Below are 20,373 nucleotides of genomic sequence, written 5' to 3'. Positions count from 1 at the left end.
ATAGTGACCGGTGACCGCCGTGGACACCGGTAGGGTCCTGCCCGTGACAGACAACACGCCCGTGCGCAGCCCAGCACAGCCGGGACCTGCGGCGCCCCGCGGCCGTGCACCCGAGACCTCGTCGTCCGTCCCGGACCGTCCGGCTGGTCGAGGCGTCGATGCGCAGTCGGTGGCCCTCGTGGCCGTCTTCACGGCGCTGCTCGTGGCGGCTGCAATCGTGCCCGGTGTCCCGCTCGGCGGGGTCGGCGTGCCGATCACCCTGCAGACCCTGGCCGTGATGCTCACCGGCCTCGTGCTCGGCCCGTTCCGCGGCGGCCTCGCGGTCCTGCAGTACCTGCTCCTGGGCTTCGTCGGGCTGCCCGTCTTCAGCCGCGGCCAGTCCGGCCTGCAGGTGCTGAGCGGGCCGACGGCCGGATACCTCGTGTCGTTCGTCGTGGCGGCCCTCGTCGTCGGGCTCGCGGCGCGGGTGGTCGTCCGGCGGGCACGCCAGGCGCTCTGGGTGCCCCTGTTGCTCGTCGCGTCGTTCGCCACCACCGTCGTCGTCGTCCACGCGCTCGGCATCGTGGGACTCATGGTCAACCTCCGGCTGCCGCTCTCGGCCGCGGTGAGCGCCGACCTGCCCTTCCTGCCCGGAGACCTGGTCAAGGACGTCGTCGCGGTCGTGGCCGCGGTCGCCGTGCACCGCGCCTTCTCGGACGTGCTCCTGCGCCCGCGCGCGTGATCCCTCAGTGACGGAGGTACGGCTCGACGGGGCCACGGTCACCGTGCCGGTGGACGGCTCCCCGGACCGACGGACGCGTCGCATCCTCGGTCCCGTGGACCTCGTCCTGACACAGCGTCGGGTCACCGTCATCGGCGCCAACGGGTCCGGCAAGTCGACCCTGCTCCGCCTGCTCAACGGCCTCGTGTCCCCCAGCGCGGGTGCGGTCACCGTGGACGGCCTCGACACGGTGCGCGACGGGGCACGGGTGCGCCGACACGTGGCGTTCGCCTTCACCGACCCGATCTCGCAGCTCGTCATGCCGACGGGCCGGGAGGACGTCGAGCTCTCGCTCCGGCGCCTGCACCGGTCACGCAGCGATCGTCGAGCCGCGGCCGAGCAGGTGCTCGAGCGCTTCGGGCTGACCCACCTCGCCGACCAGAGCGTCTACGACCTGTCCGGGGGTGAGCGCCAGCTGATGGCCCTCGCCGTCGTCCTCGCGACCGACCCGGACCTGCTGGTGCTCGACGAGCCGACCACCCTCCTCGACCGCCGCAACACCCTCCGCCTGCACGCGCTGCTCGACGCCCTGCCCCAGACCGTCGTTCTCGCGACCCATGACCTCGACCTCGCCGCAGCCTCCGAGCGCACCCTCGTCGTCGACGAGGGACAGGTCGTCTTCGACGGTGACCCTGCAGCGGCCGTGGAGCGCTACGTCCGACTGGTCGACGAGCCGTGAGAGAGCCGGGACTGTTCACCGCCCACGTCCCAGGCGCCTCCGTCGTGCACCGAATGCCTTTGTGGGCCAAGCTCGCCGGCGTCCTCGCCGTCGGGGTCCTGCCATGGGTCGCTGCGTCGGTGTGGCCCCTGGCGCTCGTCACGGCCGCGCTCGCAGGGGTCGTGGTCGTGACCCGGCTGCCCGCACGCCGCCTGCTGCGCTCGATGCGCGGCCTGCTGCCGGTCCTCGTCCTCCTCCTGGCCTTCCAGTGGTGGTCCCACGACCTGGCGTATGCCGTTCGCGTCGTCCTCGGCATCGTCAACGCGTTCGTCGCGGCCGGGATCCTCACCGCCACGACGCCGGTCACCGACCTGCTCGACGGCGCGGTGCGCGCTGCGCGGCCGCTCCGCCGTGTCGTCGACCCCGAGGTCGTGGCACTGACGCTCGGTGTCGTCGTGCGTTCGGTGCCCTGGGTGGCCGGCTCGTTCTCGAGCGTGCGCGAGTCGGCCCGCGCCCGCGGCCTCGACCGGAACCCGCGAGCCGTGGTCGTGCCGACGGTCGTGCATGTCGTGGCGTTCGCGCGCTCCACCGGCGAGGCGCTGGCGGCGCGGGGGCTCACCGACCCCGGTGACGACGCTCCCGGCCCGGGTCGGACCGGGAGCGCCCGGCCGGGTTAGCGCGCGGTCTCGGCGACCTGGCCCGCCACCGCGGCGGCCACGGCCGGCGCCACCCGCTCGTCGAAGACGCTCGGCACGATCCGGTCGGCGGTCGGCTCGTCGACGAGCCCGGCGATGGCATACGCGGCTGCGAGCTTCATCTCCTCGGTGATCCGGCGCGCGCCCGAGTCCAGGGCGCCACGGAAGATCCCGGGGAAGGCGAGCACGTTGTTGATCTGGTTCGGGAAGTCCGAGCGGCCGGTCGCCACCACCTCGGCGAAGCTGGCAGCCACCTCCGGGTGCACCTCGGGGTCGGGGTTCGCGAGGGCGAAGATGATGGCTCGCGGAGCCATCCGCATGAGGTCGCGCTCGAGCACCGTGCCGCCGGAGACGCCGATGAGGACGTCGGCGGCGGAGAGGGCGTCACCGATCGTGCCGGTGACCCCACGCCGGTTCGTGAGATCTCGCAGCTCCCGCTTGTGCGCGACGAGGTCCTCGCGGTCCGGTCCGAGCACGCCGCGCGAGTCGACGACGACGACATCGCCCACCCCGGCCGCGACGAGGATGCGGCTCACTGCGACGCCGGCAGCCCCCGCCCCCGACACCACGACGGTGAGGTCCGCGAGGTCCTTGCCGACGACCCGCACGGCGCCCAGCAGGGCAGCGAGCGCAACGATCGCCGTCCCGTGCTGGTCGTCGTGGAAGACCGGGATGTCGAGACGGGCCTGGAGCCGACGCTCGATCTCGAAGCAGCGCGGAGCCGAGATGTCCTCGAGGTTGATGCCGCCGTAGGTCGGGGCGATCCGCACCACCGCGTCGACGATCTCCTCGACGCTGCCGGTCTCCATGCAGAGGGGCACGGCGTCGACGTCGGCGAAGTGCTTGAAGAGCACCGCCTTGCCCTCCATGACCGGCATGGCGGCGAGTGGACCCACGTCCCCCAGGCCGAGGACCGCGGTGCCGTCGCTGACGACGGCGACCGTGTTGCGACGGCTCGTGTAGACCGTGGCCAGCGCGGGGTCGGCCGCTATGGCCCGGGAGACCTGGGCGACACCAGGGGTGTAGAGGAGGGAGAGATCGTCGGCGTCCCGGAGGGCCGACGTGGCGTGCACCCCGAGCTTCCCGCCCTCGTGGACCCGGAACACCGGGTCGCTCGGGTCGAAGAGCCGGGTGATGGGCAACGCACTCATGCTGGAAGCACCTCGTTCGCAGAAGACGATGAGGGCAGGCGCCCTCACTGGTGGAACAGCGCCGGGGGTCTGGCCTGCATGCTCGTTCTCGCGACGGGGGTTGCCCGAAGTGGCCATGATGGCACGCCAGCGGCCACCACCCAAGGGGTGACGCGGCGGTGTGACGGCTCTCTCAGGCCTGGGCTGACCCGTTGCCGATCGACGTGAGCAGCGCATCGACGACGCGCGGGTCGTACTCGTAGCCCAGACCGAGGTAGATGCGTTCGACGGCGGCCTCTCGCGCCCGTGCGCTGCGCGCACCGGCCGTGAGGTCCTCGTAGGCGTTGACGACCTTGACGATGCGGCTCGTCAGCGGGATCTCCTCGCCGAGCTCGCGCACCTGGCGGTAGGGCGTGGTCTGGTGCTCCAGGATCCGGGCTGCCCCGTCGAAGACACCGGTCTCGCGGACGATCGCCACCGTGTCGGCCTCGATGCGGCGCTGGTCGGCCGGTGCCGCGAGGACCGTGGCGCCGCCCGGGATCGGCTCGACGAGGGCGACCTGACCGATGTCGTGCAGCAGGGCGGCGTACTCGAGGTCGAGCAGCTCGCGCTCGGAGAGCCCGAGCTCGCGCCCGACCCGGACCGAGAGGGCAGCCACCCGCTCGGAGTGGCCCGCCGGGGTGTAGCCCGCTACGTCCGTCAGCCGCGAGAGGGTGCGGACGCTCTGGAGGTAGGTGGCCCGGATGCTGACGTAACGGCGGAACGCGAAGAGGGTGAGGACGAGCGGCATGAGGAAGAGCGGCACCGACGCGATCCCCATGGGCGGGGCTGCGAGCGCGATGAGCACCCCGGTGACGGCGACCGCCATCGACATCGCGAACGACGAGCGGACCTCCTCGACGAACGTGCGCCGGAGGTTGGCGGTCGCGGACAGGGCGCGGAGCACCGAGGTGAAGAGCGTGTCCGCGACGAGGGCAAGGACCGAGATGCCGAGCATCAGGGCGGCCCGCTGCCACGGCGGGAGCGCGTCTGAGGGCGCCTCGGTGCCGGGCGACTGGCCCAGGTAGACGTTGCGATAGACGACCGTCACGACGGCAGTGGCCACGAAGCGGCCCGTGGTCTCGACGAGACTGACCTCCCGCCCGGCCAGCACCCGGGTGGCCGTGGCGATCACCATGGCGACGGCGGTGACGGCCAGGACGAAGGCGGCCCCGTAGCCGACGAAGTGCCCGGCCGGCACCTCCGTGGTCAGGGCGAGACCGAACGCCGCGGCCGTGGCGATGGGCGCCGAGCCACGGAAGCCAGGAGCGGACAGCCGGAACCACTCCCCCAGCACGATCATGAGGGCGAAGACGGAGACGACCCCGACGTCGCCGCCCTCGGGGAGGTCGCGATCGACCAGGGTGAGCAGGGCGGTCGTCACCAGGCCCAGGAGGCCGACCAGCAGCGCGACCGGCTCGCGACGAAGGGTGCCGTTCACGTTGCCACCCCGGTGCCCACACCACTGGGCCAGCCGTGCTTCCCGAGGGCCTCGATCGTCGCCGCCCCGACCGCCGGGTCGAAACGACCGGGATCAGAGCGGAGCAGGCGTGCAGCATCGACGACGCGCGCCGGGAGTGTCACGTCCACCGGTCCCGGCATCAGGGCCTCCACCGCAGCCGCCACGGCCACGATGCGGGCGGCGACCGGGATCTCCTGCCCCGCGAGGCCGTCGGGACTACCGCCGCCGTCGAATCGCTCGTGCTGGTGACGAATGCCGGAACGGGCGTCCTCGAGGAAGTCGATGCCCTCGATCATGCGGGCTCCCGCGACGCAGTGCCGGTCGATGGCGCGACGCTCCGCCGCGCTGATGGCTTCAGGGGACCGTCTCAGCAGCCGCGCGGGCACCCCGAGATGGCCCACCTCGTGGAGCGTGGCCGTGTAGCGGACGGTGGCGATCTGTCGGGGCCCCAGACCGAGCTCCTCAGCCGTCCACTCGGCCAGCTGGGCGACCCGGGCGCTCCGCTCGACCGCGGCCGGCTCCTTGGTGCCCAGCGCGGTGACGAGCGTCTCGACGACCCGTTCGTGGGAGCGCAGCTCCTCACCGAACTGGACGAAGGCCCACCGGGCCGCGAGCAGGGGCGCCATGACGAGGAACGCACTGAACGCGCCGAGCCCGGCGGGGTACCAGAGGATGACGAAGAGGAACCCGATGACGCCGTAGCCGATGTAGGCGACCCCGGAGCTGACGAGGATGCGGCGGACGAAGACCCAGAACGGGACCTGCTGGTCGAAGGTCACGGCGCCGGCCACGAGGAACGCGTTGGTCAGGCACTGGACCACGTCGGCGACGATGAGCGGCAGCCCCACTTGCCTGACCAGGTCGGGGAAGCCGCTGACCGACTGGAGCGACGCGACGCCCCCGCACAGGATGTAGGCCATGGCGCCGGCCACACCGATGAGGCCGTTCATCGCGATGTTGAAGGCACGGTGGTACCACCTCATGCGGGACTCACGCTCGATGCTCTGTGACGCGAGCCCGACGAGCCACGCGCCGAAGGGGCCGAGGATCGCTCCTGAGGCGAGCAGGATGATCGACAGGAACGAGAAGCCTATGCGCGAGGTGACTGTGGGCTCGCGGAGGGTGTAGCTCAGCACACCCATGGCCGACAGCAGCAGGAGCGGACCGGCCTCAGGGTGGCGGCCGTAGGCCCAGGCCAGCACCCCGAGGACGACTGACACGACGCAGACGAGGGCGACGTAGCAGAGCAGCCGGGGCGACGAGGCTCGCTGGGCGGGTGTGTCTTTCACGGACTACAGGTAAGACACAACAGATCGGTCCCGCAACCGCGGTGGGAAGCGGGACCGAACTGGTGCGACAAGAGCAGGGTGCCTCAGGGGCCCCACGTCCAGGTGTTGGCGAGCGATGCCATCGCTCGGGTCATGAAGTCGTTGGAGGCAAGGGCGGACAGCAGGGCAGCGAACATTGGGGGCTCCTAGATAGCGTCGATGTTCCGGATGCGTGCGCCATGGAGGGGCGTTGCTCGCGGCAGCACAGAACAACTGAGGTTTCCCTCTACCCCACAATCTCAAACCGCGCGAGCGCACGGAAGTACATCCGGCGCGTTTCGGACGGATCTATACCAAGATTTTACGGTCGGGGACGCAACCCTGTCTCCGAATTGGGCGGTTGAGGGCCCGTGTGGAAGAATCGGGGCTTCGTGCCCGTCGGGTGCGAAGCATCCGCAGGACCAAGGAGAGCCGACGATGAGCAAGCGCGCCCGCAAGCGCCGCTCCCGCAAGGGCAACGCCGCCAACCACGGCCGCAAGCCCAACGCCTGAGCCGCAGACGTCAAAGGCCCGCACCCGATCAGTTCGGGGCGGGCCTTCGTCGTTTCCGAGGTCGTGCTGCCCGAACCGTTCTGCCGGTGACGAGCACCAGGTCTTTCAGCCGCGGTCGACCTGGATGACGGTCATGGAGATGCGCGACATGATCGTCAGGCGCAGCGCCTCCGGGGCCTGCTCGGACTCGCAGGACCGCTTGATGAGCGACTTGAGGGTCGTGTCGAGGTCGTATTCCTTGAGGCACGGGCCGCACTCGTCGAGGTGGGCCTGGATCTTCGCCACCTCGTCGGGGCCGAGCTCGCCGTCGAGGTACTCGTAGACGCGCAGCAGGGCCTCGGAGCAGTCGGTGTGCGTCCCCGCACCCCCCGACGGGTCGGGCCTGTCCGTCGTCTGGTCACTCATGACTGGCCTCCTTCCGTGCCTGCGGCGACGAAACCGCGCTCGGCGGCATACTCCGAGAGCAGCTCTCGCAGCTGGCGCCGGCCGCGGTGCAGACGGCTCATGACGGTGCCGATGGGCGTGTCCATGATCTCGGCGATCTCCTTGTAGGAGTAGCCCTCGACGTCGGCGAAGTACACCGCGAGACGGAACTCCTCGGGGATCGCCTGGAGGGCGCGCTTGACGTCGCTGTCCGGGAGGTGGTCGAGCGCCTCCGCCTCGGCGGAGCGCAGGCCCACCGACGTGTGCGACTCGGCCCGCGCCAGCTGGTAGTCCTCGATCTGCGCCGCGTCCGACTCGAGGGGCTGCCGCTGCTTCTTGCGGTAGCTGTTGATGTAGGTGTTGGTGAGGATGCGGTACATCCACGCCTTGAGGTTGGTCCCCGGCTTGTACTGGTGGAACGCGGCGTATGCCTTCGCGAACGTCTCCTGGACGAGGTCCTCGGCGTCGCTCGGGTTGCGTGTCGTGCGCAGCGCGGCGCTGTAGAGCTGGTCGAGCAGCGGCATCGCCTCACGCTCGAAGCGCGCCCGCCGCTGGGTCTCACTCTCGCTGGCCACGTCGACGCTCGCGTCGGCGCGGGCGAGGTCCTCGGGGTCCGCGAGCCGCAGGGCGGCGCTCGAATCGGTCTTCTTGTCCTTTGCCATCGCCTCCCAGCCTAGACCGGTGGGCTGTGCGAGCAGACCGCGCACGGAGGCAGCGGTCGTGCTGCTCTCGGGCGCACGGGTGGGGCAGGTGACCATGCTCCCTGCAACGACACCTAGCCGGGGAGCATTCCCGCGATCCTCGTGAGCGCCTCGGTGAGGGCGCTGCGTGAGCTCTTGGGGAAGCTGTGGGCGCCGGGCACCTCGAGGAGCTCGGTCCCACGGGGCAGGTGAGGGCGGACCTCGTCCGGGGTGCCGAAGGCGTCGCGCGTGCCCTGCACGACCCACGACGGATCGGGCGCCAGGGCGAGCTCGTGGGCACGGAGCCGGTCGGGTTGCCCGGGCAGGTGGAGGGGGAAGCTGAGCAGGAGCGCCGCGTCGGCCTCGAGCGGCCCGGCCGTGCGGCACGCGACCCGCGCCCCGGCACTGCGGCCCCCGACGACGAGCGGTCTCGGCAGCCGTCCCCGGCCGGTGACGAGCGCCTCGACGATGGGCACCCAGGCGGCGTCGAGGGTCGGTGGTCGCCCGGCCACCTTGCGCCCCGCCACGAGCCACGGCTGCTCGACGAGCACGACGGCCCATCCCGCCCCGACCAGCACCTCACGAGCGAGGGCGAGGTCGATCGCGCCGAGGCCTCCCCCGGCGCCGTGCCCGAGGACGACGGTGCCGCGCGCGCCGGGCGGGCGCTGGACGTGGGCGCGTCCGGGGCCGCCCGGCGTCTCGATCTCGCGGACCGACACCCGGATCGGGGCCATCACGCGCCGACCACCTCGCCCGTCATGGGGTCGACGACGCCCTCGAGCTCGGACTCGGGGACGGGCTCGACGAGGGCGGGTCCGTTGTTGCGCGTCGCGCCGACGGCGCGACTCACGGGGTGCGCCTCGAAGCGACCGGGTGCGGCGAAGCCGAGGACCTCCTGGACGTAGGCGGGGTCCTTCTCGTCGGGGTCGAGCCACTGCTCCCACTGTTCGGGCTCGAGGACGAGGGGCTGGCGGTCGTGGATGCGGTCCATGCCGGGATCGGCCGCGGTCGTGATGATGGTGAACGTCGTGAGCCACGCGCCAGGGTCGCCGTCGGGCAGCTCCCTGTCGCGCCAGAACTCGTAGAGACCTGCGAACGCGACGGGAGCCCCGTCGGCCCGGTGGATGAAGAAGGGTTGCTTGCGCGGCTTGCCCTTGGAGTCGAGGGCGGTCGGAGACACCTGCCACTCGTACCAGCCCTCCGCCGGGACGATGCACCGCCGCGAGAGCGCGGCCTTGGCGAAGGCGCCCTTGCCGAGGACCGACTCGGCGCGGGCGTTGGTCATGCGCAGACCCATCTTGACGTCCTTGGACCAGGCCGGCACGAGCCCCCAGGTGAGGAGACGGAGCTGGCGGAGCGGGTGGGCCTCCCCGCCGTGGTCGTCGCTCGCGTCCTCGCTCCGTGGCCGGCGCGTCAGGACGACGGGCGCCTGCTTGGACGGCGCCATGTTCCAGTCGGGCTCTCCGGGGGACGGGGTCTGGGGGTTCTTGAGCACGCTGCGCGAGGGCTCTCCAGTGTGGTCCTGCTCGACGTCGAAGGCCTCGATGAGCTCGTCGGGCCGCGCGCTCGCGGCATACCTCCCACACATGAGCCACAGCGTATGCCGGGGCGACCTCGAGCGGACGGGCGTGGGCGTCGTCCCGTGTGCTGCGGGTATGTCGATACCGTAGGTGCCCACACGTCCACGATGGCCACGACGCGCTCCGGCGCTCTGCGGCCAGAGGAGGAAATCGCATGATCGTCCGCCGTCTCGCCCGTCCGCTGCTCGCGTCCGTCTTCGTCGCCGCCGGCGTGGAAGCGCTGCGCAACCCCGCAGCGCGCACCGACCAGGCCGCCCACCTGCTCCAGAAGGTGCCCGACCAGGTCCCCGGGGTCGAGGTCGCCGCGAAGGATCCCGACCTCTTCGTCCGGGTCAACGGCGCGGCGCTGCTGGGCGGTGGCCTCCTCCTCGCAACGGGGCGTATGCCGCGTCTGGCCTCGACCGTGCTCGCGGCGTCCATCGTCCCGACCACGGCCATCGAGCACGCGTTCTGGGAGGAGACCGACCCCGCGCGCAAGGCACAGAGCCGCAGCCTCTTCCTCAAGAACGTCGGCCTGCTGGGCGGTCTGCTCCTCGCAGCCGTCGACACGGAGGGGCGCCCGGGCCTCGCGTGGCGCGCCCAGCACGCCACGAAGACGACCCGTCGCGAAGCCCGCCACGCCCAGCGGACCGCCAAGCGCGAGGCCCGTCTGCTGGCCCGCCGAGCCCAGGACGTCGTGAGCTGACTTGAGTCCCGCAGAACCATCCCCTCGCCCGACGTCCGTGACGACTGGCCCCCCTGACCGCGCCATCCTGACGGCGGAGCCGGACTGGGCGGCCCCGGTCGCTCGCGGTCCGCTCGATGCCACGGTGGTGCTCCCCGGGAGCAAGTCCCTGACGAACCGCTACCTCGTCCTGGCAGCACTGGCGACCGAGCGCTCAAGGCTGCGAGCGCCGCTGCGGTCGCGCGACACGTTGCTGATGGCCGACGCGCTGCGCTCCCTGGGGGTGCGCATCGACGACGTCGCCGCGGAGGGCGAGTCCGTGGCCGGCGAGGTCCCAGACTGGGTGGTCACCCCACCCGAGACGTTGACCGGTGACGTCAGCATCGACTGCGGACTGGCCGGCACCGTCATGCGGTTCCTGCCGGCGGTGGCGGCCCTGGCCGATGGGCCGGTCCGGCTCGACGGCGACCCGCAGGCACGGGTGCGCCCCATGGGGCCCGTCATCAGCGCACTGCGGGTGCTCGGGGCCGACCTCGACGACGACGCCGGACACCTGCCGGTGACGGTCAACGGTCGGGGTCGCGTGACCGGCGGTGACGTGACGATGGACGCGTCGGCGTCCTCGCAGTTCATCTCCGCCCTCCTGCTCGCCGGAGCCCGCTACGACGAGGGCGTCACCGTGCACCACGACGGCAAGCCCGTGCCGAGCGAGCCCCACATCCTGATGACGGTCGAGACCCTCCGCGACGCCGGCGCGATCGTCGACGACAGCGAGCCCAACAGGTGGCGCGTCGAGCCGTCCGAGATCAACGCCCTCGACGTGTCGGTCGAGCCGGACCTCTCCAACGCCGGGCCCTTCGTCGGCGCGGCCCTCGTCGCGGGCGGCACGGTCCGCGTACCGGGGTGGCCGCAGCACACCACCCAGGCCGGTGACCTCCTCCGCGAGATCCTCGACACGATGGGCGCCGACGTGCGGCTCGACCGCGCTGGGCTCACCGTCATCGGCAGTGGGGAGCTCGTCGGCATCGACATCGACCTGCACGATGCGGCCGAGCTGACACCCACGGTCGCAGCTCTCGCCGCTCTCGCGTCGACTCCGACGTGGATCCGGGGTGTCGCGCACATCCGTGGACACGAGACGGACCGGCTCGCGGCACTCACCGCGGAGCTCAGCGGCCTCGGCGCGCAGGTGGCCGAGACCGAGGACGGCCTGCGCATCGCGCCGGCGCCCTTGCACGGCGGGCGTTTCCGCAGCTACCACGACCACCGGATGGCCACCGCCGGGGCGATCATCGGACTGCGCGTGCCGGGCGTGCACGTCGAGGACATCGGGACGACGCGCAAGACCCTCCCCGACTTCGTGGGGCTGTGGCAGGGCATGCTCGACCGCTCCGGCCCGGCGGTGCGGGCGCGATGAGCTGGCGGGACCTCGACGAGGGTGACATCCGGGTCCGTCCGAGCCGCAAGGGGTCCAGGCCCCGAACGAAGGAACGCCCCGCCCACGTCGACGCGGTCGTCGCCATGGTCATCGGCGTCGACCGCGGTCGCTACACGTGCCTGATCCCCAAGGGCTCGCTCGGCAAGAAGGAACCCGAGCGTGTCGTCACGGCGATGAAGGCCCGCGAGATCGGCCGCACCCGCGTCGTGGTCGGAGACGACGTCGCTCTCGTCGGCGACCTCGCGGGCGGACCGGACGCCCTGGCGCGCATCGTGCGCATCGAGGAGCGCCGCTCGGTGCTGCGCCGCACGGCCGACGACACCGACCCCTACGAGCGCATCATCGTCGCCAACGCCGACCAGCTCGTCATCGTCACGGCGCTCGCCGACCCGGAGCCCCGTCCACGGATGGTCGACCGGTGCCTCGTCGCGGCCTACGACGCCGACCTCGTGCCGCTGCTCGCCCTGACCAAGGCCGACCTCGTGGACCCCACCGAGTTCCTCGCCAACTACACGCCGCTCGAGGTCGAGCACGTCGTGACCTCGTGGAAGGACGGAAACTTCTCCGGACTGGACGCCCTGCGCGCCAAGCTCTCCGGCAAGGTCTCCGTCCTCGTGGGCCACTCCGGCGTCGGCAAGAGCACGCTCGTCAACGGCCTCGTGCCGGGAGCCCTGCGGGCGACGGGCATCGTCAACGACACGACCGGCCGTGGCCGACACACGTCGACGAATGCCGTGGCGCTGCGCCTGCGCGGCGCCGACGGTTCGGACGACGGCTGGGTCATCGACACGCCCGGCATCCGCTCGTTCGGACTGGCCCACATCGACGTCGACCGGATCATCGACCACTTCCCCGACCTCGCAGCGGGCACGGAAGGCTGCCCTCGCGGGTGCACCCACGACGAGGAGGAGTGCGCGCTCGACGCCTGGGTCGCCGAGGGCCACGCCGGGCCCGCCGGCGCCTCACGGCTGGAGTCGTTGCGTCGCCTGCTCAGCAGCCGGAGCACGACCGAGGATCACTGAGGGGCAGCGGCATACGCCCTCGGGCCGCGCTCCCCCGCTCGGGCCGATGCCGCTAGGTTGACCCGGTGACCTCCTACGACGATGACCTCCGTCTGGCCCACGTCCTGGCGGATGCCGTCGAGCGGGTGACGATGGCACGCTTCCGCGCAGCCGATCTCGTCGTGGAGAGCAAGCCGGACCTCACGCCCGTCACCGACGCCGACCGCGCGGCCGAGGAGCTCGTCCGGCACCAGCTCAAGCGCACCCGACCACGCGACGCCGTGGAGGGTGAGGAGTTCGAGACGACCGGTCACGGTCCCCGCCGCTGGATCATCGACCCGATCGACGGCACGAAGAACTTCGTGCGTGGAGTGCCCGTGTGGGCCACGCTCATCGGCCTCGTCGTCGACAACGTGCCCGTGCTCGGCCTCGTCGCGGCGCCAGCCCTGCAGCGTCGCTGGTGGGCGGCGACCGGCTCCGGCGCCTGGACCGGCCGCTCGCTGTCGTCGGCCCGACGCATCTCCGTGTCGCAGGTCGGCAGGCTCGGCGACGCGTCCCTGTCGTACTCCTCACTGGCCGGCTGGCGCGTGCGCGGGCGACGTGACGACTTCCTCGACCTCATGGACGACTGCTGGCGCACGCGCGCCTACGGTGACTTCTGGTCCTACATGCTCGTCGCCGAGGGTGCCGCCGACATCGCGGCCGAGCCCGAGCTCGCCGTCCACGACATGGCGGCGCTCGTCGCGATCGTCGAGGAGGCCGGCGGCCGCTTCACCGGCCTCGACGGGCGGGACGGCTGCTGGAGCGGCAACGCGCTCGCGACCAACGGCCTGCTGCACGACGAGGTGCTCTCACGCATCGGCACGTCGCCGGCCTGAGACCGCTGGGTGGTCGGCACTGGGCGGGGTACCGTGCCAGGCCTAGCCTTTCGGCATGAGCACCGGACCCACCGACAGCACTGCCTCTGTCCCCGTCTCCGTCCCTGTCTCCGTCCCTGTCTCCAGAGCGACGGTCCGCCCTGCCGGCGCGGCGGACGTCTCTCCGGTCGCCGCCGTCGCGGCCGCGACGTTCGAGCTCGCGTGCCCACCGTCGATGACCCGGGACCGGGTCGAGGCGTTCGTCGACGAGGTCCTCTCCCCCGAGCGCTTCGCCGACTACGTCGCCGACCCCACCCGGCAGGTCCTCCTGGCCGAGACCGGGGGGACCGTGCTGGGCTACGCCATGCTCGTCCGCGGCGAGCCGTCGGACGACGACGTGCGGGCCACGATCCGGCTCCGGCCGACGGTCGAGCTGTCGAAGATCTACGTGCTGCCACAGGCCCACGGCACGGGCGCGGCCGCGCTCCTCATGGCCCGGGCCCTGGAGTGGGCGCGAGCGACCGGCGCCGCCGGCGTCTGGCTGGGCGTCAACCAGCAGAACGAGCGCGCCCAGCGCTTCTACGGCAAGAGCGGCTTCGAGCGCGTCGGCACCAAGCGGTTCCTCGTCGGCGGTGTCTACGAGGACGACTACGTGATGGAGCGCGCCCTCGACCCACGCCCCTAGTCGGCCCCCGTGCCGGCTCAGGCGTCCGTGACGACGGTGACCTCGCCCAGGTCGAGGGCCTTGATCGCGTCGAGCTGCGCCGTGGCGTCCCCGACCATGACGATGGTCCACCCGGCGCCCGGAGCGCCAGCTCCGATGCCTGCGCCATCGGCAAACCGCGCGTAGGCCGCGTCGACACGGCTGCGGTCGACCGTCGCGAGGTCACGCAGGTTGGCCGTGGTGAAGGCCGTCGTGCGACCGTCGAGTGCCATGCTGACGGCTTCGTCGGCGATGGCGTCGGCCGTGGCGTAGCGACCCGGCGCGGTCTTGGAGATGAAGTCCACGCCCGAGCGGATCTCCTTGTCGGTGAAGCCATCTCGGCCGCCGTCGAGGATCTCGACCAATAGCCGCAGCGACTCCGCGGTCGAGTCCGCCCGCACCGAGCCCGAGGTGAGGAACACGCCACCGCGGCGACGGGGACGGAAGCTCGAGCGGATGCCGTACGTGTAGCCCTTCTCCTCGCGAAGGACCGCGTCGATGCGGGCGTTCGGCGAACCGCCGAGGACGAAGCCGAGCACGGGGTAGGGCGCCCAACCGCCCTCGACGGACCGGTCCGGACCAGGCGCTCCGATGACGAGCTCGGTCTGCACGGAACCCGGTCGCGACACGAGCACGATGCGCCCCCGGTCGGGTGCGAGGGCGGCGGCGTGCTGGAGGTGGCGCTCCCGATGGCGGGGGCCCTTCGCCCAGCGGCCCAGAGCCGACTCGACGAGCACCGGCACGTCGAGGCCTCGGAGGTCGCCGGCGACGACGAGGGTCACGCCCGCAGCGACGACGTGCTCGGCATGGAAGGCCGCCACGTCCTCGCGGGTGATGGACGACACCGTCTCGCGGGTGCCGCCGGTGGGTCGGGACGACCGGTCCTCCGGCGCGTAGAAGGTGCGGACGAACTCGAGCCCGGCCCGGTGTGCGGCGTTCGAGCGCTCCTGCTCGATCTCCGCGATCCGGGTGCGGACCTGGCGGGCGACCTCGGTCTGCGGGAAGGTCGGCTCGGTGAGGATCTGGCGCAGCAGGTCCAGCGCCGGCTCGAGGTTGCCCTTGACGACATCGAGGTCGATGGACAGGCCCGCGTCCGCCATGCCCGCACCGAAGCTCACGCCCTTGCGCTCGAGCAGCCGCGCGAACTCCTCGGCGGTGTGGTTCTCCGTGCCCTCGTCGAGGGTGCGCGCCATGATCGAGGCGACGCCCTCACGCTCCCGCGGCTCGTCGCGCAACGACACGGGCACACCGATCCGGACCGACACGACGTACTGCCCCGGGACGTCGTAGGTGAGCAGGCGCAGGCCGTTGGGCAGGTCGTAGGTGCTGCCTTCGGGGAACTCCCACGGCTCGGGTGGGACGACGACGGGGCGGGCGACGGCGGTCATGAGGCCTCCTCGGGGTCCTGGGACGTCGGGTCGGTGAGGTAGCGGACGACGGCCCGGGCCTCGGGGTCGAGCCAGGTCGCCGCGGCGAGGCGCGCCTGCTCGGCGGCCACGGAGCGGATGCGCTCGACGAACGTGTTGACGTATGCCGGGTCGCCCGTCAGCAGCGCGTGGTGGCTGATGTGGTCGGCGCGTTCCTCGATGCTGGCGAGGGCGCTGAGCCACGAACGCTCCGTGTCCGCGATGACGGACTCCAGCTCCGCGGCATCCGGCCCCTCCTCGACGAAGCGACGGATCTCCTCGCACACGGCGGACTCGACCTCGTCGACGTCGGCGCCGGCGGACACGTCCACGGTGATGGTGCCCAGACCGGAACCGTCGACGAGGCCCATCGTCCAGCCGCCCACGGCCACGGCCGTCTCGTCGGTGCGGACGAGACGACGCACGAGCCGCGAGCTCGCGAGGCCGCCGAGGACGTCGACGGCGACCTGGCAGGCGAGGTACTCGGGAGTGGTGTCGACGGGAAGCCGGAACGAGACGTAGATCCGGTCGTTGGGCACGTCACCGACCCGGTCGAGCCGCACGGGCTCGGCCAGCGGCGGCAGCTGCGGGTGTCGAGCACGGCAGCTCAGCTCGATGGCCGGCAGGGGTCCGAAGTACTTCTCGGCGGCGGCGAAGCCCTCCTCCGGGGTGACGTCCCCGACGAGGGTGAGGACGGTGTTGTTGGGTCCGTAGTGCGCCCGGAAGAAGGCGTGGACGTCCTCGAGCGTGGCGGCGTCGAGGTCCTCCATCGACCCGATCGTCGGGTGGTGGTACGGGTGGTCCTCAGGGAAGACGGTGGCGTAGATGTCGATGAGGGCCGACCCGTAGGGCACGTTGTCGTAGCGCTGGCGCTTCTCCTCCTTGACGACGTCCCGCTGGTTGTCGAGGTTCTCCTGCGTCAGCGCGTCGAGCAGGTGGCCGTGGCGGTCGGCCTCGAGCCACAGGGCGAGCTCGAGGGCGCCGGTCGGCACGGTCTCGAAGTAGTTGGTGCGGTCGAACCACGTCGTCGCGTTGAGCCGGGCTCCCTCGTCCATCAGGGCCGAGAAGTGCTCGCCGGAGGCGACGTTGCGGCTGCCCTGGAACATCAGGTGCTCGAAGAGGTGGGCGAACCCGGTGCGACCTGGCGTCTCGTGGCGGGAGCCGACTCCGACCCAGAGGTTCACCGCGACGTTGGGCACCGTGTGGTCCTCGCTGACGATGACACGCAGGCCGTTGGCGAGCGTGCGCTCGGCGAGTGGATAGGAGATGGCTGTCACGGGCTCGACCCTATGCGACGCGAGCGCGAAGATGACGGGCCGTCGAACGCCCGCAAGGCCGGACCTTCGTGGAGAATGCGCTCGGCGCACCCGCCACCGACCCGTCAGGAGCCACTCACCCATGACCGACCGCCCCGACCGCACTGCCGCTCCGGGCGGTCGCCTCTCGCGCCTCAAGCCTTATGCGGTTCCCCTCCTGGCGATGCTCGCGTTCTTCCTCTTCCGTGCCTTCACCGCCGACGACGGCACCCACGGCATCCAGACCGGTCAGTGCGTCGCGGCCGTCGGCTCCGACGACTTCAAGAAGGTCGACTGCAAGGACTCGACCTCGCTCGGCAGCGTCTCCTACATCGAGAAGGACGTGTCCACCGAGGAGGCCGCCGCTCTTCGCCTCTGCTCGGCGCACGGCGCCCGGGGCGCCTTCACGAGCGCCGACTCCTCGGGCGGTACCGGCACGGTCATCTGCGTGGCCGACCCCAAGTAGGAGCCGGACCTGCCCCCCGCATCGGCGGGATATGACCTAACACTTGGTTATGCTCTTTGGCATTAGCATCACCAGCCGCTATGATCGGTGTCATGGAGGCAGCTGCGGAGACCGACCTTCTCGCCACCATCCGCGCCGGGGTCATCGGCGAGGACCAGGTGATGCACGGGCCCTACGGCCCGCGGCGGGTCACCTACGCCGACTACACCGCCTCGGGTCGCGGCCTGACCTTCATCGAGGACTTCATCCGCGACGAGGTGCTCCCCCGCTACGCCAACACCCACACCGAGAGCTCGGGCACCGGCCTGCAGACGACCCGGCTGCGCGAGGACGCCCGTCGCACCATCCGTGACGCCGTCGGCGGTGACGACGAGACGGTGGTCGTCTTCGCCGGCTCGGGCTGCACCGGGGCCATCGACAAGCTCGTGGGCATCCTCGGACTGCGCATCCCGTCGAACTTCGAGGACCGTTGGCACGCCAGCGACCTGGTCCCCGCCGACCAGCGCCCGGTCGTCTTCATCGGCCCCTATGAGCACCACTCCAACGAGGTCATGTGGCGTGAGTGCGTGGCCGACGTCGTCGTCATCCCGCAGGACCTCGACGGCCACGTGGACATCACGGTGCTGCGGCGGCGCCTCGTCGAGCACGCCGAGCGCCCCCTCCTCATCGGCTCCTTCTCGGCCGCGAGCAACGTCACGGGCATCGTCACCGACACCGACGCGATCTCCTCCCTCCTGCACGAGCACGGCGCCCTCGCCTTCTGGGACTACGCCGCTGCGGCGCCCTACGTCGACATCGAGATGTACGGCCGTGGCGGACCCGGAGTGGCCGACCCCGCGGCATACAAGGACGCGGTGTTCCTCAGCCCCCACAAGTTCATCGGTGGCCCGAGCACGCCCGGTGTCCTCGTCGTGCGCCGCGAGCTCATGACCAACCGGGTGCCCGACGTGCCCGGTGGCGGCACCGTCGCGTACGTCAACCCCGACGACCACGCCTACCTGACCGATCCCGCCCACCGCGAGGAGGGCGGTACGCCTGCCATCATCGAGGCGATCCGCGCGGGTCTCGTCTTCAAGCTCAAGCAGGCGGTCGGCACGCCGACGATCCGCGCCCGGGAGGACCACTTCCTCCAGCGCGCCGTGGCGGCCTGGCGGGACGAGCCAGGCATCGAGATCCTGGGCAACCTCGACGCCGAGCGGCTGTCGATCGTGTCGTTCGTCGTCCGCGGCCAGGGCGAGCGCTACCTGCACCACAACTTCGTCGTCGCCGTCCTCAACGACCTCTTCGGCATCCAGGCCCGCGGCGGCTGTTCGTGCGCCGGCCCCTACGGCCACTACCTGCTCGGCATCGACCTCGAGCGCTCCCACGAGTTCGAGCGCGAGATCGGGCGCGGCTGTGAGGGAATCAAGCCCGGCTGGGTGCGCGTCAACTTCAACTACTTCATCTCCGACGTCGTCGCCGACTACGTCATCGAGGCGGTCCGGCTCGTGGCCCGTGACGGGTGGCGCCTGCTCGGCGACTACGTCTTCGAGCCGGCGACGGGTCTGTGGAAGCACCACGACGGTCCGGTCGAGCCTCCCCTGCGACTGCACCAGGTGAGCTTCGAGCACGGCCACCTCACCTACCCTGCGCAGCACGAGCGGGCCGGCGAGGACGCGCTCGCCCGACACCTGGCCGACGCGCGCGCGATCCTCGCCGCGGCGTCGTCCGAGCCGTGCGACGAGGCCCACGTCAACGTGGACTTCGACCACCTGCGGTGGTTCGAGCTTCCCATTCGCAGCCTGCCTCGCTGAGCGACGCCCTTCAGCCGTGCTCCGCATCCGTCACGGAGTCATGGCGGCAAACCCTGTGTAGTCGTGGATGGCGACCCCCGCATACGTCTCGTATGCGCTGGCTCCCGAATCCACCTGTGCGAGCTGGTCGTTCATCCGCGTCAGGGTATGGCCGTGGAAGGTCTGCTTGACCTCGGTCGGGTCGAGCCCGAGCCGCGTCGTCTCCTGGCCGATGCGGGCCGGTCTTCCCTGGTCGGCGGCCGCGGCGAGCCCGGCCGCGGCGACGTCGAGGGTGCCGTCCGTGCCGACCGCGGTGTCGCGGTAGGCCATGAGCGTCACCGCCGAGACCCGGCTCATCGCCTCCCGGTCGAGCATCGACCGCTCACGTGCCGTGATCCGGTCGAACCAGAAAGGGATGTCGATCTCGAGCGGGAGGGTGCCGCTCGCGGACCCGAGCCGGTCGAGCAGCGTGAGGTACGCGGAGATCGTCGTCGACCGTCGCGTGGTCCAGGCGGCCGTCGTCCACGGTTCGACATCGACGTGCAGTCCGGTGAACAGCCCTGTCGCGACGGCCGGTCGGAGCCAGCGGTCGACCGCCCACGTCGGGTCGTCGACCCAGCCGGGGTCGCCGCCGAGGGCGTCGACGTGCAGACCTGCAGACCGGGCCTGCGTCACGAGGGCGTGCACCCTCGTCAGGCTCGGGCTCGTCGTCAGGTCGGCGGGCACCGCGACGAACAGCGTGCCCACTGCATGGGTCCGGGCGAACCGGACGACCGACCCGGCATCGCTCCAGCACCAGACCCACATGGCGCGACCCCGCGTCGTCGCGGCTCCTGACGACGGCGGAGACGGGGCGACCGATCGGACCATGAGCACGAGCATGGCAGCCGCCGCGGGCCATCACGATCGGGCATGGTGGGCGCATGGACGCGCAGCTGCTCGACGGCGAGCGGCTCGCCGACCTCACGCGCGCGCCGCTCACCTATGCGGAGGTGGGTGCGACGCTGGGCGTTGAGGGCCTGCCCGCCGGCTACCACCACCTGCGGCGTCTGGCCGTCATCGGTCGGGGGGCCGACGACCTCGAGCGATCCGCCGTGGCGTTGCTCGGATGGGCCGTGCACCGCAGGGCCGGTCTGCGGGTGCTCCCGTCGAGCCCGCAGGTCCGCGCTGCCGCGGTCGCAGACCTGCGGATGGGCCTCGGGCCGTTGTCCCTTCGGGCACCGGTACGCGTCGTCGCCGTCCTCGACGAGCCGCGCCGTCGCGGCTTCGCCTACGGGACGCTGCCCGGACATCCCGAGTCGGGCGAGGAGTCCTTCATCGTGTCGATCGGCGACGACGACGTCGTGACCTTCACGGTGCGGGCCTTCTCGCGCCCGGGCGGCATGCTGACCCGAGTCGCTGGGCCCGTCGGGCGGATCGTCCAGCAGCGCATCACCGACCGCTACGTGCGGTCGCTGCGATCGCTGGTGTGACCAGCGATCCCGGATCCACCTGCGGCACTGGGCCGCTGGGCCGCTGGGCCGC

22 protein-coding genes are annotated in these 20,373 nt (G+C 71.6%); 12 read left to right on the top strand and 10 right to left on the bottom strand.

The genetic code is table 11. The annotated features are described in order from the left end of the window. Positions 1 to 43: 43 nt before the first annotated feature. Genes AC1DIW_RS02650 through AC1DIW_RS02640 form a run of 3 tightly spaced genes read left to right on the top strand, consistent with a single transcriptional unit; the run spans position 44 to position 2,095 of the window. Positions 44 to 721 carry a biotin transporter BioY gene (locus AC1DIW_RS02650; RefSeq protein ID WP_478106355.1) on the top strand — a complete coding sequence of 226 codons (678 nt, stop codon included), beginning with the start codon at positions 44 to 46 and terminating at the stop codon, positions 719 to 721. A 7-nt stretch (positions 722 to 728) separates the two neighbouring features. Continuing rightward, complete coding sequence (locus AC1DIW_RS02645) at positions 729 to 1,439, top strand: energy-coupling factor ABC transporter ATP-binding protein (RefSeq protein ID WP_442280083.1); 711 nt, start codon at positions 729 to 731, stop codon at positions 1,437 to 1,439. Positions 1,440 to 1,483: 44 nt separating this feature from the next. Further along, positions 1,484 to 2,095, top strand: coding sequence for an energy-coupling factor transporter transmembrane component T family protein (locus AC1DIW_RS02640; protein ID WP_442280082.1), 612 nt, complete (start codon positions 1,484 to 1,486; stop codon positions 2,093 to 2,095). Here the strand turns inward: AC1DIW_RS02640 and AC1DIW_RS02635 are convergent. From AC1DIW_RS02635 to AC1DIW_RS02625, 3 genes are all read right to left on the bottom strand, one after another. Then, a complete protein-coding gene (locus tag AC1DIW_RS02635; RefSeq protein ID WP_478106354.1) occupies positions 2,092 to 3,264 on the bottom strand; it encodes an NAD(P)-dependent malic enzyme in 1,173 nt (390 codons plus the stop codon). The two genes, AC1DIW_RS02640 and AC1DIW_RS02635, sit on opposite strands and share 4 nt — an antisense overlap. Before the next feature lie 172 nt (positions 3,265 to 3,436). Next, the gene (locus AC1DIW_RS02630) at positions 3,437 to 4,723 is read right to left on the bottom strand and encodes an HD-GYP domain-containing protein (protein ID WP_478106353.1); all 1,287 of its coding nucleotides are present in this window, start codon (positions 4,721 to 4,723) and stop codon (positions 3,437 to 3,439) included. Next, positions 4,720 to 6,033, bottom strand: a complete 1,314-nt coding sequence (locus tag AC1DIW_RS02625) for an HD-GYP domain-containing protein (RefSeq protein ID WP_442280079.1) — start codon at positions 6,031 to 6,033, stop codon at positions 4,720 to 4,722. The genes AC1DIW_RS02630 and AC1DIW_RS02625 overlap by 4 nt, the downstream gene beginning before the upstream one ends. 456 nt (positions 6,034 to 6,489) lie before the next feature. Here AC1DIW_RS02625 and AC1DIW_RS02620 point away from each other — a divergent pair, with 456 nt between their 5' ends. Beyond that, complete coding sequence (locus AC1DIW_RS02620) at positions 6,490 to 6,564, top strand: 50S ribosomal protein bL37 (protein WP_369791897.1); 75 nt, start codon at positions 6,490 to 6,492, stop codon at positions 6,562 to 6,564. A 105-nt stretch (positions 6,565 to 6,669) separates the two neighbouring features. On the opposite strand, the gene rsrA is transcribed toward AC1DIW_RS02620, so the two are convergent. From rsrA to AC1DIW_RS02600, 4 genes are read right to left on the bottom strand one after another with little or no spacing between them, the layout of a single operon-like run. Continuing rightward, positions 6,670 to 6,969: a mycothiol system anti-sigma-R factor gene (gene rsrA / locus AC1DIW_RS02615; protein ID WP_442280078.1), complete on the bottom strand. Its 300-nt coding sequence runs from the start codon at positions 6,967 to 6,969 to the stop codon at positions 6,670 to 6,672. Further along, positions 6,966 to 7,745 carry a sigma-70 family RNA polymerase sigma factor gene (locus tag AC1DIW_RS02610; protein ID WP_478106352.1) on the bottom strand — a complete coding sequence of 260 codons (780 nt, stop codon included), beginning with the start codon at positions 7,743 to 7,745 and terminating at the stop codon, positions 6,966 to 6,968. The genes rsrA and AC1DIW_RS02610 overlap by 4 nt, the downstream gene beginning before the upstream one ends. Positions 7,746 to 7,762: 17 nt before the next feature. Then, positions 7,763 to 8,401, bottom strand: coding sequence for an alpha/beta hydrolase family protein (locus AC1DIW_RS02605; RefSeq protein WP_478106705.1), 639 nt, complete (start codon positions 8,399 to 8,401; stop codon positions 7,763 to 7,765). Continuing rightward, complete coding sequence (locus tag AC1DIW_RS02600; RefSeq protein WP_478106704.1) at positions 8,401 to 9,255, bottom strand: SOS response-associated peptidase; 855 nt, start codon at positions 9,253 to 9,255, stop codon at positions 8,401 to 8,403. Before AC1DIW_RS02600 ends, AC1DIW_RS02605 begins: the two co-directional genes overlap by 1 nt. Before the next feature lie 146 nt (positions 9,256 to 9,401). Between AC1DIW_RS02600 and AC1DIW_RS02595 the strand changes: the two genes are divergently transcribed. From AC1DIW_RS02595 to AC1DIW_RS02575, 5 genes are all read left to right on the top strand, one after another. Beyond that, entirely contained in the window at positions 9,402 to 9,932 is a 531-nt protein-coding gene (locus tag AC1DIW_RS02595; protein WP_478106351.1) for a DoxX family membrane protein, read from the top strand. A gap of 37 nt (positions 9,933 to 9,969) precedes the next feature. Then, the gene (aroA, locus tag AC1DIW_RS02590) at positions 9,970 to 11,328 is read left to right on the top strand and encodes a 3-phosphoshikimate 1-carboxyvinyltransferase (protein ID WP_478106350.1); all 1,359 of its coding nucleotides are present in this window, start codon (positions 9,970 to 9,972) and stop codon (positions 11,326 to 11,328) included. Beyond that, entirely contained in the window at positions 11,325 to 12,371 is a 1,047-nt protein-coding gene (gene rsgA / locus AC1DIW_RS02585; RefSeq protein WP_478106349.1) for a ribosome small subunit-dependent GTPase A, read from the top strand. Before aroA ends, rsgA begins: the two co-directional genes overlap by 4 nt. A gap of 65 nt (positions 12,372 to 12,436) precedes the next feature. After that, positions 12,437 to 13,228: a histidinol-phosphatase gene (gene hisN / locus AC1DIW_RS02580; protein WP_442280073.1), complete on the top strand. Its 792-nt coding sequence runs from the start codon at positions 12,437 to 12,439 to the stop codon at positions 13,226 to 13,228. Positions 13,229 to 13,283: 55 nt separating this feature from the next. Beyond that, on the top strand, positions 13,284 to 13,892 hold the full coding sequence (locus AC1DIW_RS02575; RefSeq protein WP_478106348.1) for a GNAT family N-acetyltransferase: 609 nt from the start codon (positions 13,284 to 13,286) through the stop codon (positions 13,890 to 13,892). 17 nt (positions 13,893 to 13,909) lie between these two features. Here the strand turns inward: AC1DIW_RS02575 and AC1DIW_RS02570 are convergent, their stop codons facing one another. Further along, entirely contained in the window at positions 13,910 to 15,298 is a 1,389-nt protein-coding gene (locus AC1DIW_RS02570) for a M16 family metallopeptidase (RefSeq protein WP_478106347.1), read from the bottom strand. Continuing rightward, positions 15,295 to 16,593, bottom strand: coding sequence for a M16 family metallopeptidase (locus AC1DIW_RS02565; protein WP_478106346.1), 1,299 nt, complete (start codon positions 16,591 to 16,593; stop codon positions 15,295 to 15,297). Before AC1DIW_RS02565 ends, AC1DIW_RS02570 begins: the two co-directional genes overlap by 4 nt. Positions 16,594 to 16,714: 121 nt before the next feature. Between AC1DIW_RS02565 and AC1DIW_RS02560 the strand changes: the two genes are divergently transcribed. Further along, positions 16,715 to 17,077 carry a hypothetical protein gene (locus AC1DIW_RS02560; RefSeq protein ID WP_442280069.1) on the top strand — a complete coding sequence of 121 codons (363 nt, stop codon included), beginning with the start codon at positions 16,715 to 16,717 and terminating at the stop codon, positions 17,075 to 17,077. 92 nt (positions 17,078 to 17,169) lie between these two features. Next, the gene (locus tag AC1DIW_RS02555) at positions 17,170 to 18,870 is read left to right on the top strand and encodes an aminotransferase class V-fold PLP-dependent enzyme (protein WP_478106345.1); all 1,701 of its coding nucleotides are present in this window, start codon (positions 17,170 to 17,172) and stop codon (positions 18,868 to 18,870) included. Positions 18,871 to 18,900: 30 nt separating this feature from the next. Here AC1DIW_RS02555 and AC1DIW_RS02550 read toward each other — a convergent pair whose 3' ends face one another. Next, positions 18,901 to 19,719, bottom strand: coding sequence for a hypothetical protein (locus tag AC1DIW_RS02550; protein ID WP_478106344.1), 819 nt, complete (start codon positions 19,717 to 19,719; stop codon positions 18,901 to 18,903). 53 nt (positions 19,720 to 19,772) lie between these two features. Here AC1DIW_RS02550 and AC1DIW_RS02545 point away from each other — a divergent pair, with 53 nt between their 5' ends. Continuing rightward, positions 19,773 to 20,321, top strand: a complete 549-nt coding sequence (locus AC1DIW_RS02545) for a DUF1990 family protein (RefSeq protein ID WP_478106343.1) — start codon at positions 19,773 to 19,775, stop codon at positions 20,319 to 20,321. Positions 20,322 to 20,373: the final 52 nt, after the last annotated feature.

This window comes from Terrabacter sp. 01T434 (assembly GCF_056398545.1).
This window is presented reverse-complemented; position numbering and strand designations above follow the sequence as displayed.